Origin of the sequence: Pseudomonas sp. R1-18 (assembly GCF_051132095.1) — a bacterium.
GTDB lineage: Bacteria > Pseudomonadota > Gammaproteobacteria > Pseudomonadales > Pseudomonadaceae > Aquipseudomonas.
Map to the genome: position 1 here is coordinate 4,489,425 of NZ_CP071658.1, position 14,662 is coordinate 4,504,086.

Annotated in this window: 11 protein-coding genes; all 11 read left to right on the plus strand. The window is 61.2% G+C overall.

Features of this window, described 5'->3' with window-relative positions; genetic code table 11:
- Positions 1 to 109 precede the first annotated feature (109 nt).
- The 11 genes from J3P77_RS20445 to J3P77_RS20495 all read left to right on the plus strand — a co-directional run bounded on the left by J3P77_RS20445 (position 110) and on the right by J3P77_RS20495 (position 14,610).
- Positions 110 to 1,057, plus strand: coding sequence for a choline ABC transporter substrate-binding protein (locus tag J3P77_RS20445; protein ID WP_434678386.1), 948 nt, complete (start codon positions 110 to 112; stop codon positions 1,055 to 1,057).
- 60 nt (positions 1,058 to 1,117) lie between these two features.
- Positions 1,118 to 1,966, plus strand: coding sequence for a choline ABC transporter permease subunit (choW, locus tag J3P77_RS20450; protein WP_434682083.1), 849 nt, complete (start codon positions 1,118 to 1,120; stop codon positions 1,964 to 1,966).
- Complete coding sequence (gene choV, locus J3P77_RS20455) at positions 1,963 to 3,141, plus strand: choline ABC transporter ATP-binding protein (RefSeq protein ID WP_434678387.1); 1,179 nt, start codon at positions 1,963 to 1,965, stop codon at positions 3,139 to 3,141. The genes choW and choV overlap by 4 nt, the downstream gene beginning before the upstream one ends.
- 256 nt (positions 3,142 to 3,397) lie before the next feature.
- Positions 3,398 to 3,991 carry a transcriptional regulator BetI gene (betI, locus tag J3P77_RS20460; RefSeq protein WP_434678388.1) on the plus strand — a complete coding sequence of 198 codons (594 nt, stop codon included), beginning with the start codon at positions 3,398 to 3,400 and terminating at the stop codon, positions 3,989 to 3,991.
- Positions 3,992 to 4,055: 64 nt separating this feature from the next.
- Positions 4,056 to 5,528, plus strand: coding sequence for a betaine-aldehyde dehydrogenase (gene betB / locus J3P77_RS20465; RefSeq protein ID WP_434678389.1), 1,473 nt, complete (start codon positions 4,056 to 4,058; stop codon positions 5,526 to 5,528).
- A gap of 129 nt (positions 5,529 to 5,657) precedes the next feature.
- Positions 5,658 to 7,343, plus strand: coding sequence for a choline dehydrogenase (gene betA, locus J3P77_RS20470; RefSeq protein WP_434678390.1), 1,686 nt, complete (start codon positions 5,658 to 5,660; stop codon positions 7,341 to 7,343).
- Between the two features lie 111 nt (positions 7,344 to 7,454).
- On the plus strand, positions 7,455 to 8,897 hold the full coding sequence (locus tag J3P77_RS20475; RefSeq protein WP_434678391.1) for a TldD/PmbA family protein: 1,443 nt from the start codon (positions 7,455 to 7,457) through the stop codon (positions 8,895 to 8,897).
- The gene (locus tag J3P77_RS20480; protein WP_434678392.1) at positions 8,897 to 10,222 is read left to right on the plus strand and encodes a TldD/PmbA family protein; all 1,326 of its coding nucleotides are present in this window, start codon (positions 8,897 to 8,899) and stop codon (positions 10,220 to 10,222) included. Before J3P77_RS20475 ends, J3P77_RS20480 begins: the two co-directional genes overlap by 1 nt.
- Before the next feature lie 9 nt (positions 10,223 to 10,231).
- A complete protein-coding gene (gene mdtD, locus J3P77_RS20485) occupies positions 10,232 to 11,641 on the plus strand; it encodes a multidrug transporter subunit MdtD (protein WP_434678393.1) in 1,410 nt (469 codons plus the stop codon).
- A gap of 279 nt (positions 11,642 to 11,920) precedes the next feature.
- Positions 11,921 to 13,300, plus strand: a complete 1,380-nt coding sequence (gene dbpA, locus J3P77_RS20490; protein ID WP_434678394.1) for an ATP-dependent RNA helicase DbpA — start codon at positions 11,921 to 11,923, stop codon at positions 13,298 to 13,300.
- A gap of 131 nt (positions 13,301 to 13,431) precedes the next feature.
- A complete protein-coding gene (locus tag J3P77_RS20495) occupies positions 13,432 to 14,610 on the plus strand; it encodes an NAD(P)/FAD-dependent oxidoreductase (protein WP_434678395.1) in 1,179 nt (392 codons plus the stop codon).
- The last annotated feature ends 52 nt before the right edge of the window (positions 14,611 to 14,662 follow it).

Sequence of the window (14,662 nt, forward strand, 5' to 3'; positions counted from 1 at the left end):
ACTCGGTTGTCAGCGCAGTGATGGAGCTTCGCGAATGCCCCGCCAACATAAAAGCCGCACCGGCGTTCACACGCCGATGGCTCAAGAAAAATTAACAGGAGTCCATCCCATGAAAAGTCCTAAATCGTTGCTGCTGGTCGCTGCGCTTGGCGTCCCACTGCTGGCTCAGGCTGCGGAGCCAGAGGCTTGCCGTACGGTCAACTTCTCCGATGTAGGCTGGACTGACATCACGGTCACCACGGCGGTAACCAGCGCGGTGCTCGAATCTCTGGGTTACAAGACCAAGACCACCATGATTTCTGTGCCGGTGACCTACAAGTCGCTGGCCGACGGCAAGAATATGGACGTTTTCCTCGGCAACTGGATGCCGACCATGGAAAACGACATCAAGGCGTACCGCGAGGCAGGCACCGTCGAAACCGTGCGCGCCAACCTGGAAAACGCCAAGTACACGCTGGCCGTACCTCAGGCGCTCTACGACAAGGGCCTCAAGGACTTTGCCGATATCGCCAAATTCAAGAAGGAGCTGGACGGCAAGATCTACGGGATCGAGCCCGGCAACGACGGCAACCGTCTGATCCAGAGCATGATCGACAAGGACGCCTTCGGTCTCAAGACCGCCGGTTTCAAGATGGTCGAGTCCAGCGAAGCCGGCATGCTGTCGCAGGTTGACCGCGCCGCCCGACGCGGCACCGATGTAGTGTTTCTTGGCTGGGAACCGCATCCGATGAATACCCGTTTCAAGCTGCAGTACCTGACAGGCGGCGACGACTTTTTCGGCCCCAATTTCGGGCAGGCAACCATTTACACCAACACCCGCAAGGGCTACACCCAGCAATGCAGCAATGTGGGCCAGTTGCTCAAGAACCTCTCGTTCACTCTGGACATGGAAAGCACCCTTATGGGTAACGTCCTGGACGACAAGATGAAGCCTGAAGCGGCTGCCAAAGCCTGGCTGAAGAATAACCCTCAAGTTCTCGACACGTGGCTGGCCGGCGTAACGACCGTCGACGGCAAACCGGGACTGGAGGCAGCAAAGGCCAAGCTGACCAAGTAAACCGGTGGCAGGTGGTCATGCCGCCTGCACTCCTCATTTTTCCAGCAAGCGGACATTCGAATCATGCTGACTGATCAAAAAATCCCTCTGGGCGAGTACATCGCGTCGTTCGTCGACTGGCTTACGCGCAACGGCGCCGATTACTTCGATGCAATCGCCTCGACGCTGGAAATGATGATCCACGGATTGACCTTCGCACTGACCTGGTTCAATCCGTTCGTTCTGATCGGCCTGATTGCCGCACTGGCGCACTTCATCCAGCGCAAATGGGGCCTGACCATTTTCGTTGCCCTGGCCTTCCTGCTGATCCTCAACCTGCATTACTGGCAGGAGACCATGGAAACCCTCGCCCAGGTGCTGTTCGCCACGGTGGTCTGCGTACTGATCGGTGTACCGCTGGGCATCATCGCGGCGCACAAGCCGATGTTCTACACGATCATCCGCCCGCTGCTCGACCTGATGCAGACCGTGCCGACCTTCGTTTACCTGATTCCAACGCTGACACTGTTCGGTCTGGGCGTGGTGCCCGGTCTGATTTCGACCGTAGTCTTTGCCATCGCCGCGCCGATCCGCCTGACCTATCTCGGGATTCGCGACGTGCCTCATGAACTGCTCGACGCGGGCAAAGCCTTCGGTTCCTCGCGCCGACAATTGCTTACCCGAATCGAACTGCCTTACGCCATGCCAAGCATCGCGGCAGGTGTCACCCAGTGCATCATGCTATCCCTGTCGATGGTGGTGATCGCCGCACTGGTAGGTGCCGACGGCTTGGGCAAACCCGTGGTCAACGCATTGAACACTGCCGATATCGCCCTGGGCTTCGAAGCCGGTCTGGCAATCGTGCTGCTGGCAATCATGCTCGACCGAATCTGCAAACAACCCGATGCCAAGGTAGGGTCCGACGCATGAGTATCATCCAGTTCGACCAGGTAGACGTCATCTTCGCCAAGGATCCGCGTGAGGCCCTCAAGTTGCTGGATGAAGGCCTGACGCGTGACCAGATCCTCAAGAAAACCGGGCAGATCGTCGGCGTCGAGAAAGCCACTCTGGATATCCAGAAAGGCGAAATCTGCGTGCTGATGGGGCTTTCCGGGTCCGGCAAATCCAGCCTGCTGCGTTGCATCAATGGCCTGAACACCGTCAGTCGCGGTGCGCTGCACGTCGAGCATGAAGGCAGCCAGATCAACATCGCCAGCTGCACCGCCGCAGAGCTGAAAATGATGCGCACCAAGCGCATCGCGATGGTATTTCAGAAATTCGCCCTGATGCCGTGGCTGACCGTGCGCGAAAACATCAGCTTTGGCCTGGAGATGCAGGGTCGCCCGGAAAAAGAGCGGCGCAAGCTGGTAGACGAAAAGCTCGAACTGGTGGGCCTGACCCAATGGCGCAACAAGAAACCCGACGAGCTTTCCGGCGGCATGCAGCAGCGGGTGGGCCTGGCCCGAGCACTGGCGATGGACGCCGACATTCTGCTGATGGACGAACCGTTCTCGGCGCTCGATCCATTGATCCGCCAGGGTTTGCAGGATGAACTGCTCGCCTTGCAGAGCAAGTTGAGCAAGACCATCGTGTTCGTCAGCCACGACCTTGATGAAGCGCTGAAGCTGGGCAGCCGCATCGCGATCATGAAAGACGGACGCATCGTGCAGTACAGCGTGCCGGAACAGATCGTGCTCAACCCGGCCGATGAATACGTTCGCACGTTCGTCGCCCACACCAACCCGCTCAACGTGTTGTGCGGTCGCAGCCTGATGCGCAACGTCAACGATTGCACCAGGATCAACGGCTCGGTGTGCCTGGACCCAGGCGGCGATTCGTGGCTGGATCTGGCCGAAGGCAATGTCATCAAGGGCGCCCGCCAGGGTGGCGCGCAGCTGGACCTGCAGAACTGGACTCCAGGCCAGGACGTCAGCAGCCTCGACCGCCGCCCGACCCTCGTCCATTCCAACATCGGCATGCGCGATGCCTTGCAGATCCGTTACCAGACCGGCAACAAGCTGGTGCTTCAGGATGGCAACCGCGTGGTCGGCATCCTCGGCGACAGTGAGCTGTACCATGCGCTGCTGGGCAGGACCCACGGCTGACCGGTTCTTACCTGTAGGAGCGGACTCGTCCGCGAAGACGGCATTCCAGACGCACCGTGTTTTCGTCTGCCAAGGCCTATTCGCGGACGAGTCCGCTCCCACGTAATCACCTCAATAATTATCTCAAAGCCGCGTCCCACGGGGCCTTGCCACGCCTCGCCGTTTTTATTGATTGATCGTTCAATAAAAAATAACTAGACTGTGTCGACCATCTGGCAAACACCACTGGCGCGAAACGCCGAGGAGACCCATCGCAATGCCCAAGGTCGGTATGCAACCCATTCGCCGTCAACAGCTGATCCAGGCCACGCTCACCGCGGTGGATCAGGTCGGTATGGGCGATGCCAGCATCGCGTTGATTGCGCGGCTGGCCGGGGTCTCCAACGGCATCATCAGTCATTACTTTCAGGACAAGAACGGCCTGATCGCGGCGACCATGCGCCACCTGATGACTGCCTTGAGCAAGAGCATCAGCGAGCGCCGCCAGGCGTTGGGCGACGACAGCCCCAGGGCGCATCTGCAAGTGATCATCGAAGGCAACTTCGACGCCAGCCAGGTCAACGGCCCGGCGATGAAAACCTGGCTGGCCTTCTGGGCGACCAGCATGCATCACCCGTCATTGCACAGGTTGCAGCGGATCAACGATCACCGCCTCTACTCGAACCTGTGCTGCCAGTTCCGTCGCGCGTTGCCGCTGGAACAGGCCCGCAGCGCGGCGCGCGGAATGGCCGCTTTGATCGATGGCTTGTGGCTGCGCGGCGCGTTGTCCGGCGATGCCTTCGATACCGGGCAAGCGCAACGGATCGCTTACGAATACATGGATTTCCAACTGGCGAAAGCGGCGAACTGAAGCGCGAAGCTCGTTCGCCGCAGACTGTTACCAGTCAGCGCCCCAATGAATGTGCGAGGACTTTATGGCCCGTTTTGAACTGCAAAAACTCTACATCGACGGCGGTTATGTCGATTCCAGCACTGGTGAAACCTTCGACGCCATCAACCCCGCCAACGGCGAGGTGCTTGCTCAGGTTCAGCGCGCCGGCAAAGAGGACCTCGAACGTGCCGTGGTCAGCGCCGAGAAAGGCCAGAAAATCTGGGCAGCCATGACGGCAATGGAGCGCTCGCGCATCCTGCGCCGCGCGGTGGACATCCTGCGTGAGCGCAATGACGAACTGGCCGCGCTGGAAACCCTCGATACCGGCAAGGCCATTTCAGAGACCCGCGCCGTGGATATCGTGACCGGCGCCGACGTGCTGGAATACTACGCGGGCCTGGTGCCTGCCATCGAAGGCGAGCAGATCCCGCTGCGCACATCGTCGTTCGTCTACACCCGTCGTGAACCGCTGGGCGTGGTCGCTGGTATCGGTGCGTGGAACTACCCGATCCAGATCGCTCTCTGGAAGTCTGCGCCAGCCCTGGCGGCCGGTAACGCGATGATCTTCAAGCCGAGCGAAGTGACGTCGCTGACCACGCTCAAGCTCGCGGAAATCTACACCGAGGCCGGCGTGCCCAACGGCGTATTCAATGTGTTGACCGGCAGCGGCCGTGAAGTCGGCAGCTGGATCACCGAGCACCCGCGTATCGAGAAAGTTTCGTTCACCGGCGGCACCGATACTGGCAAGAAGGTCATGGCCAGCGCTTCAAGTTCGTCGCTCAAAGAAGTGACTATGGAACTGGGTGGCAAGTCGCCGCTGATCATCTTCGAGGACGCCGATCTGGATCGCGCCGCCGACATCGCGATGATGGCCAACTTTTACAGCTCGGGTCAGGTCTGCACCAACGGTACTCGGGTGTTCGTTCCGAATGCGCTGAAAGCCGACTTCGAGGCGAAGATCGTCGAGCGCGTCAAACGCATCCGCGCCGGTGACCCGCAAGACGAAAACACTAATTTCGGCCCACTGGTCAGCTTCGAACACATGGAAGGCGTGCTGGGCTATATCGCCAAGGGCAAAGAACAAGGCGCCCGCTTGCTGTGTGGCGGCGAGCGATTGACTGAAGGCGACTTCGCAAAAGGCGCTTTCGTGGCGCCGACCGTGTTCACCGACTGCACCGATGAAATGACCATCGTGCGCGAGGAAATCTTCGGCCCGGTCATGAGCATCCTCGGTTACGACACTGAAGAAGAAGTCGTGCGTCGTGCCAACGACACCGATTTCGGCCTGGCCGCCGGCATTGTCACCCGCGACCTGAACCGCGCGCACCGCGTGATTCACCTGCTGGAAGCCGGTATCTGCTGGATCAACACCTGGGGCGAATCGGCGGCGGAAATGCCGGTCGGCGGTTACAAGCAATCCGGTGTCGGCCGCGAAAACGGTATCAGCTCGCTGGCCCAATACACGCGGATCAAGTCGGTGCAGGTCGAACTGGGGGACTACGGTTCGGTGTTCTGATCCCAATCCCCTTGCCGAGGCAGGCGCGCCCGTCCGTAGGAGCGCGCTTGCCCGCGACGACGTCGTTACAGCCGCAACACTTGCTCAATCTGTGACCACGCCCGACCCAACTTCAAAGAGGGCGCTTTTATGACCCACGAATTCGACTACATCATCATCGGCGCTGGTTCGGCCGGTAATACTTTGGCAGCCCGTCTCACCGAAGACGCGGGCGTCACCGTTCTGCTGCTTGAGGCGGGCGGCCCGGACTATCGTCTGGATTTCCGTACCCAGATGCCGGCTGCTCTGGCGTTTCCGCTGCAAGGCCGTCGCTACAACTGGGCCTACGAAACCGAGCCGGAACCTTATATGAATAACCGCCGCATGGAATGCGGTCGTGGCAAAGGTCTGGGCGGTTCATCGCTGATCAACGGCATGTGCTACATCCGCGGCAACGCCATGGATTACGACGGTTGGGCGAAAGAACCAGGGCTGGAAGACTGGAGCTACCTCGACTGCCTGCCATACTTCCGCAAAGCCGAAACCCGTGACATCGGGCCCAACGACTACCATGGCGGCGACGGCCCGGTCAGCGTGACCACGCCCAAGCAGGGCAATAACCCGCTGTTCCACGCCATGGTCGAAGCTGGCGTGCAAGCCGGCTACCCACGTACCGAAGACCTCAACGGCTACCAGCAGGAAGGCTTCGGCCCGATGGACCGCACCGTAACGCCGAATGGCCGCCGCGCCAGCACGGCGCGTGGCTATCTGGACGAAGCGAAAAAGCGTTCCACGCTGACCATCGTCACCCATGCGCTGACCGACCGCATTCTGTTCGACGGCAAACGCGCCGTCGGTGTGGCTTATCTGGTCGGTGACAGCGATACCCGCGTCGAAGCCCGTGCCCGCAAGGAAGTCCTGGTGTGTGGCGGTGCAATCGCTTCCCCGCAGATCCTGCAACGCTCCGGCGTCGGCCCGGCCGACCTGTTGCGCGAGCTGGACATCCCGGTGGTTCACGACCTGCCGGGCGTTGGTCAAAACCTTCAGGATCACCTGGAGATGTACCTGCAATACGCCTGCACCCAACCGGTTTCGCTCTACCCTTCCCTGCTGTGGTGGAACCAGCCGCCGATCGGCGCGAAGTGGATGTTCCTCGGCAAGGGCATAGGTGCCAGCAACCAGTTCGAGGCAGGTGGATTCATTCGTTCGAGTGAAGCGTTCGAGTGGCCGAATATTCAGTACCACTTCCTGCCGGTCGCGATCAATTACAACGGCACCAAAGGTGTGAAAGAGCATGGCTTCCAGGCGCACGTCGGGTCCATGCGCTCCCCAAGCCGTGGCCGGGTCCATGTGAAATCCAGAGATCCGCGCGAGCACCCGAGCATCCTGTTCAACTACATGTCGTCCGAGCAGGACTGGCAGGAATTTCGCGATGCGATCCGCCTGACCCGCGAGATCATTCAACAGCCCGCGCTGGACCCGTACCGTGGGCGCGAAATCAGCCCGGGCATCGAAGTGCAGACTGACGAGCAGTTGGACCAGTTCGTGCGTGAGCATGCCGAGACGGCTTATCACCCGTCCTGCTCCTGCAAGATGGGCAGCGACGAAATGGCAGTTGTGGACAGCCAGGGCCGCGTCCACGGCATGGAAGGCTTGCGTGTGGTGGATGCGTCGATCATGCCGCTGATCACCACCGGCAACCTGAACGCCCCCACGATCATGATCGCCGAGAAAATCGCCGACAAGATCCGTGGTCGCCGGCCGTTGCCGCGCAGCACTGCCGACTACTTCGTTGCCGGCGACCGTCCGGCACGCGGCAAACCAGTGCGTCAGTAAGTCACAGAAGGGCGCGGGCGCTGACACCCGACCGCGCCAGCGGTTACTCTTCTTGCCATTGGCCGAAGGTCTGCGACCCCACCGCCCGCCCTCAAGAAGGAGCCTGTCCGCATGTTCGATTTCTCCGCGCCCCTCAAGCAGCGTTTCGCCGCCCTGCGGAGTTCCGCGCAATTCTTTTCCGTGCGCTATGTTCGCCGGACCAGCCAGCACTTGTGCGTGCGCAAGAACGTGGCCGAGCCGCCATCGCTGGGCAGTGATGAAGGCGTAATGGTCACCGTTCGCCTCAACGGCGTCGAAGCCTATGCCGCCACCAACGATCTTTCGCAGAACGGGTTGCAGGCCGCCTTGCAGCAGGCCGAAGCCATGGCGCGGCGGCTGGCGCCTCACGCCCTGCTGGACCTCAGCGAGCACGGCGTGTCCGGCTCAAAGGGCGATTATCTGTCGCCGCGCCTCAATGATCCCTTCCCTTCGCTCGCCGAATGCATCGACCTGCTGATGGCCGAATCCCACGCTGTGCCGGCGGACGAGCGCCTGGTGGACTGGCAGGCCAGCCTGGGCCTGGAACATGTCGAGCAGATCTATCTCAATACGGCGGGCGCCGAGATTCGTCAGGCCCAGCGCTTTGTCTATCCCGGCATGACCGTTACCGCCTACGACGGCCGCGACAGCCAGACCCGCAGTCTGGGCCGGGACAACTTCGGACAGCAGGGTGGCGCGGAAGTCATGGCCTCTTGCGGACTGGTCAGTGCTGCCGCGCAGGTTGCGGATCAGGCGCTGCAACTGATTCTGGCGCCGAATACGCCAAGCGGCCCTCGCGACCTGCTGTTGATGCCCGACCAGATGGTGTTGCAGATTCACGAGTCCATCGGCCACCCGCTGGAGCTGGACCGCATTCTGGGTGACGAGCGCAATTACGCGGGCACCAGCTTCGTCAAGGTCAGCGACTTCGGCACCCTGCAATACGGCTCCCCGCTGTTGAACGTGACCTTCGACCCCGATATCCCGGAACAGCTGGCCAGTTATGGCCATGACGACGACGGCACGCCGGCAAGCAAGCAGTTCCTGATCCGCGACGGCCTGCTGCAACGGCCGCTGGGCGGCGCGCTGTCGCAATTCCGCAGCGGCCTGCCCGGCGTGGCCAACAGCCGCGCCACCAGCTGGAACCGCGCGCCGATCGACCGCATGGCCAATCTCAATATCGAGCCGGGCGATCAACCGCTGCAAAGCCTGATCGGCAACATTGAAAGCGGCATCCTGATGTCGACCAATCGCTCCTGGTCTATCGATGACGCGCGTAACAAGTTCCAGTTTGGCTGCGAATGGGGCCAGCTCATTGAAAACGGAGAGCTCAAGGGCGTGGTGAAGAACCCCAACTATCGAGCGATCTCGGCGCAGTTCTGGAAAAGCCTCAGCGCGGTGGGCGACGCCAGTACATTCAAGGTCCTGGGCACGCCGAACTGCGGCAAGGGTGAGCCTAATCAGGTGATCCGCGTCGGCCATGCCTCGCCCGCCTGTGTTTTTGCCAATGTGGACGTATTCGGAGGGGACGCCTGATGTCGCACCAACAGCAATTCGAGGATCTGGTCGCCGTACTCAAGGCTGCTGTAAGTCCGCAAGAACAGTTCACTCTGACCTATAACGCCGAAGCGTCCGATTTCATCCGCTTCAATCACGGCCGCGTCAGGCAGGCCGGGCACGTGCAGCAGGCGGGCGTGAGCCTCAAGCTGATCGAAGACGGTCGGCACGCGAACCTGGAGCTCACGCTGTCCGGGGACACGGAAACGGATCGCGAGCGCCTGAACCAGGCTTTGCAACAGTTACGCGAAACCCTGCCTTCCCTGGCCAGAGACCCTTACCTGCTACCCAACATGGATGCCTGGCGCAGCGACAGTCGTCAGGCCATTGCCTTGCCTGAAAGCGGTGATGTGGTAGCGCGCATTGACGAGCTTTCCGGCGATCTGGATCTGGTCGGTTTCTACGCTGCCGGACCGATCTATCGCGGATTCGCCAGTTCCTGGGGTGCACTGGGCTGGCATGGGGCGAACAGCTTCAACTTCGACTGGAGCCTGTTCCACGACAATGGCCAAGCCGTCAAAGCCAGCTATGCCGGGCATGACTGGGATGCTGCGGCGTTCGAGCGACGCTTCGCGCAGGCACGCCAGCAGCTGGAGTTTCTTGGCCGTCCCTTGCGCAATCTGGAGCCCGGCGAGTACCGCGCCTACCTCGCACCCGCGGCAATGGACGAAATCGTCGGCATGTTGTGCTGGGGCGGTTTCTCGGCGCAATCCATCGCCAGCAAGCGCAGCCCGTTGCAACGCCTGTACAGTGACGAGGCACGCTTCAGCCCGCTGGTGAGCCTTGATGAGCAAGTCAGCGGCTCGTTGTCGCCGGCGTTCTCCCACGAAGGTTACCCACGCCGCGACCTGGCGCTGATTACCGAAGGTCAGGCACGCGAACGGCTGGTGGACTCAAGCAGTGCCGCCGAATACGGGCTGCAGGCCAATGGTGCGGATTACGGCGAATCGCCCAGCGCCTTGAGCATGGCGGGCGGTTCACTGGAGCTGGATGAGATTCTGCAAAAGCTCGGCACCGGCCTGTACATCAGCAACCTCTGGTATCTGAATTATTCGGACAGGCCCGCGGCGCGGCTGACCGGCATGACCCGTTTCGCCACTTTCTGGGTGGAAAACGGCCAGATTGTCGCGCCGGTCAGCACCATGCGTTTCGATGACAGCGCTTACAGCCTGCTGGGCAGCGCCTTGGAGAATCTGACGCGCGAGCGGGAACTCATCCTGTCGGCAAGTACCTATAGTCAGCGCCAGACAGCTTCCAGCCACCTGCCTGGTGCGCTCATCAGCCGACTGACCCTGACTCTTTAGTAGGCCTGCATGCCGACATCGACGCCTCATCTGGATGAAAAGACCCTGCGATGGCTACCTTGGGTGATCGCCATCGCTTTCTTCATGCAAAGCCTGGACGGTACGATCCTCAACACGGCGTTGCCCTCGATGGCGGCCTCGCTCGCCGAGAATCCGTTGCGCATGCAATCGGTGGTCATTGCCTACATGCTGACCATCGCCCTGCTGATTCCCGCATCGGGCTGGATTGCCGACCGGTTCGGGATCAAGCGGATATTCTTCAGTGCGATCCTGCTGTTCAGTTTTGGCTCGCTGCTCTGCGCGCTTTCCAACTCGGTGAACATGCTGGTCGGCGCACGCATCATTCAGGGTCTGGGCGGCGCGTTGATGTTGCCGATCGGGCGCCTGATCGTGCTGCGCGTCTATCCGCGCTCGGAGCTGGTGCGGATTATGGGTTTCATCACCGTCCCCGGTCTGCTCGGTCCGTTACTGGGCCCGACGCTGGGCGGCTGGATGGTCGAGTACGCAAGCTGGCACTGGATTTTTCTGATCAATATTCCGGTGGGCATTCTGGGCTGTTATGCGGTTCAACATTTCATTCCGGACATCGCCGGCGGTGCGCGCACGCGGTTCGATGGCACCGGTTTCATTCTGTTCGGCGCGGCGATGGTGCTGATCACCATCGCTCTCGAAGGACTGGGTGAACTGCATCTGCCGCATATACGCGTGGTGTTGCTGCTATTCGCCGGCCTTGGCTGTCTTGCCGCCTACTGGCTGCGGGCCGGGCATGTCGAATTTCCGCTGTTCGCACCGTCGCTGTTCCGCACCCGGACTTTTGCGGTCGGTATTCTGGGCAACCTGTTCGCCCGGCTGGGCAGCGGTTCGTTGCCGTTTCTGGTGCCGCTGCTGTTGCAGGTCGCTCTGGGCTACTCGCCGTCGCAGGCCGGCATGAGCATGTTGCCGCTGGCCGCAGCGGGCATGTTCGCCAAGACCGTGGCCCGCTGGCTGATCGACCACTTGGGTTATCGCGTGATCCTGACCGGCAACACATTGCTGCTCGGCGTGTTGCTGGCCAGCCTGGCGCTGGTCGATCAACAGACGCCGTACTGGGTGTTGCTGGTGCATCTGGGCCTGCTGGGCGCGGTGAATTCGTTGCAGTTCACGGCGATGAATACCGTGACGCTGATCGACCTGGACGACGCCAGCGCCGCCAGCGGCAACAGTCTGTTGTCGGTGGTCGCCCAACTGGCGCTGAGCCTGGGCGTCGCTTGCGCGGCGGCATTGCTGGGTGGCTTTACCGAAGATGTGGCTGACAACGTGCTCGAAGCGTTCCAGCTCACCTTCCTCTGCGTCGGCGTGCTGGCGATCTTCGCGGCGGGGATATTCCTGCAATTACCGGGGCGCGACACCAAAACCGCGGCGACACCGTCGGAGCGGTAACGCAGTCCGGCAAAACACGTCGCCATCGTTCGTCGCGAGCAAGCTCCCTCCCACTGAAATCGAGGAGGATATTGGGATGTAGAGGTGTCAGTGTGGGAGCCAGCTTGCTGGCGAAGGGGCCGGTACAGCCGCAACCGGCGCGTCGCCTGTAGCTGAGTCTCGCCAGCAAGCTGGCTCCCACAATGACACCCCACTCCAGCCTTTTATCGCCAACGGCATCTGAGCATTGTTCACGACCTGATACACTGCGCGACATTTTTGTTTTGCAGGTCCATCGTCGTGACTAACACCGCTTTTAATACTCTGCCTCTGTCCGCCGCCATGCTGGCTAACCTGGAGTCGCTTGGTTATGCCGAAATGACGCCGATTCAGGCGCAGAGCCTGCCGGTGATCCTCAAGGGCATGGACCTGATCGCTCAGGCCAAGACCGGCAGCGGCAAGACCGCCGCGTTCGGCATCGGGCTGCTGAACCCGATCAACCCGCGCTTCTTCGGTTGCCAGGCGCTGGTGCTGTGCCCGACCCGTGAGCTGGCTGACCAGGTCGCCAAGGAAATCCGTCGTCTGGCCCGCTCGGAAGACAACATCAAGGTGTTGACCCTGTGCGGAGGCGTTCCTTTCGGCCCGCAGATCGGCTCGCTGGAACACGGCGCGCACATCATCGTCGGCACGCCCGGCCGCATTCAGCAACACCTGCGCAAAGGCTCGCTGGTACTTGACGGGCTGAACACCCTGATCCTCGACGAAGCCGACCGCATGCTCGATATGGGTTTCTACGACGCCATCGCCGACATCATCGAGCAGACGCCGCAACGCCGTCAGACCCTGCTGTTCTCCGCCACTTATCCAGTGGGTATTAAGCAACTGGCCTCCAAGTTCATGCGCGACCCGCAGACCGTCAAGGTCGAGGCGCTGCATGCCGACAGCCAGATCGAGCAGATCTTCTACGAAATTGCTCCGGAGCAGCGTCTGGAAGCCGTCGTCAAAGTGCTGGGCCATTTCCGCCCGGCGTCCTGCGTCGCGTTCTGCTTCACCAAGCAGCAGGTGCAGGAAGTTGTCGACCACTTGACGGCCAAGGGCATGTCGGCAGTCGGTTTGCATGGCGATCTGGAGCAGCGTGACCGCGATCAGGTGCTGGCGATGTTCGCCAACCGCAGTACGTCGGTGCTGGTCGCTACCGACGTCGCCGCACGCGGTCTGGACATCGATGCGCTGGACATGGTGATTAACGTCGAGCTGGCCCGCGACTCGGAAATCCACATCCACCGGGTCGGCCGTACCGGCCGTGCGGGCGAGACGGGGATTGCCGTCAGCCTCGTGGCCCCATCGGAAAGCCAGCGTGCCCGCGCCATCGAAGAACTGCAGAAAGCGCCGCTGAACTGGCAGCAGTACGACCGCCTGAGCATCAAGGATGGCGGCAAGCTGCTGCCGACCATGACTACCCTGTGCATTGGCTCCGGTCGCAAGGACAAGCTGCGTCCTGGCGACATTCTCGGTGCGCTGACCGGCGAAGCCGGCATCCCGGGTGCCCAGGTCGGCAAGATTGCGATTTTCGATTTTCAGGCGTACGTCGCCGTTGAACGCAGCGTGGCCAAGCAAGCGCTGGAGCGTCTGAACAACGGCAAGATCAAGGGCAAGTCCCTGCGCGTGCGGATTCTGTAAAGCTTTCTCAAAGCCCACCTGTGGGAGCGGACTTGTCCGCGAAGGCGTCAGTACAAACGATACGGCCTCTTCGCGGACAAGTCCGCTCCCACGGGGACTGCATTCTAAATATCCTTCCGAGGAACCAAGCTGTGCCCGTTACCGACGTAGTTATCATTGGCGCTGGCGCCGCTGGTCTGATGTGCGCGTTCACTGCCGCCGCTCGCGGCCGCAAGGTGATGCTGATCGATCACGCGAACAAACCCGGCAAGAAAATCCTGATGTCCGGCGGTGGGCGCTGTAACTTCACCAACATGTACACCGAGCCGGCGAATTTCCTGTCGCAGAATCCACACTTCTGCAAGTCGGCTCTGGCGCGCTACACCCAGTGGGACTTCATCGCCATGGTCGCCAAACACGGCGTGCCTTATCACGAGAAGAAACTGGGCCAGCTGTTCTGCGACAACAAGTCCAGCGACATTCTGGAAATGCTGCTGGAGGAATGCCGTCAGGCGGGCGTCAGCCTGCACATGGATACATCGGTGCAGCAGATCGAAAAGACCGACAGTGGCTACAGCCTGCAAACGACGCTCGGGACACTGAACTGCGAGTCGCTGGTGATCGCCACCGGCGGCCTGTCGATTCCGACCCTGGGCGCCACCGGCTTCGGTTATCAGGTCGGCAAGCAGTTCGGGCACACGCTGCTGCCGACCCGCGCAGGGCTGGTGCCGTTCACCATCACCGATCAACTCAAGGATCTGTGCGTCGAGCTGTCCGGCACCTCGGTCGATTGCCTGGTCAGCTGCAACGACACCAGCTTTCGCGAAAACATCCTGTTCACGCACCGCGGCCTGAGCGGCCCGGCGATTCTGCAGATCTCCTCGTTCTGGCAGCCGGGTGACACGGTGCAGATCAATCTGCTGCCGGACCACGATGTGCCGAACTGGCTGACGCAACAACAGGCAGAGCGCCCCAACAGCGAACTCAAGACGCTGCTGGGTGAGATCTTCACCAAGAAGATGGCCAACCTGATCGCCGAACACTGGTTCGTGTCCAAGCCCATGAAGCAGTACACCCACGCCGAGCTGGCGGACATCGCCGAAAAACTGGCGAACTGGCAGGTCGTGCCGGCCGGCACCGAAGGTTATCGCACCGCCGAGGTGACACTGGGCGGCATCGATACGCGTGAGGTGTCGTCAAAGACCATGGAGTCGTTGAAGTCGCCGGGCCTGTATTTTGTCGGCGAAGTGCTGGACGTCAGCGGCCATCTGGGCGGTTTTAACTTCCAGTGGGCCTGGGCCTCTGCCTATGCGGCGGCGCAATACGTGTAAGCACTCCTGTGACACAGCGACGCACAAGGGGAATGATCAGGCTACTCGGAAC